Genomic DNA, 609 nt, shown 5'->3' with positions numbered 1-609 from the left:
ACCTGGGCATGGCCGCGTTTGAAGTGGGCCAGAAACAAGGCGCGGCCATGGCTGCCGAGGCGAAAAAACGCGGTTGGGACTGGAAGGACACCTACGCGGTGATCAACACCTTCAATGAACTCGACACCGGCAAAAAACGCACCGATGGCTCGATCAAATCCCTGGAAGAGGCCGGCATTCCCAAGGACCACATCCTCACCGCCGCGCTGAAAACCCTCGACGTCCCCGGCAGCATGGACGCCACCAACTCGGCCCTGGTCAAGCTGCCCAGCGGCGCGAAAAACCTGATCATCGGCGGCATGAACGACAACACCGTGCTCGGCGGCGTGCGCGCCACTGAAAGCGCCGGTTTCGCCGCGGCCAATGTGATCGGCATCGGCATCAATGGCACCGACGCCATCGGCGAATTGAAGAAGGCCAACAGCGGCTTTTTCGGCTCGATGCTGCCAAGCCCGCACATCGAGGGCTACAACACTGCGTTGATGATGTACGAGTGGGTTACCAAGGGCACCGAGCCGCCGAAGTACACGGCCATGGATGAAGTGACCCTGATCACCCGCGCCAACTTCCAGGAAGAACTGACCAAGATCGGGCTGTGGAAATGACGGC

Annotated in this window: 1 pseudogene; it reads left to right on the top strand. The window is 60.8% G+C overall.

Going from position 1 to position 609, the window contains the following annotated elements:
- Positions 1-605 (top strand): annotated as a pseudogene (locus PspCFBP13509_RS31320) (arabinose ABC transporter substrate-binding protein); the annotation flags it as partial.
- Between the last annotated feature and the right edge of the window lie 4 nt (positions 606-609).

The organism is Pseudomonas sp. CFBP13509 (genome assembly GCF_005233485.1).
GTDB classification, from domain to species: Bacteria; Pseudomonadota; Gammaproteobacteria; order Pseudomonadales; family Pseudomonadaceae; genus Aquipseudomonas; species Aquipseudomonas marginalis.
This window is presented reverse-complemented; position numbering and strand designations above follow the sequence as displayed.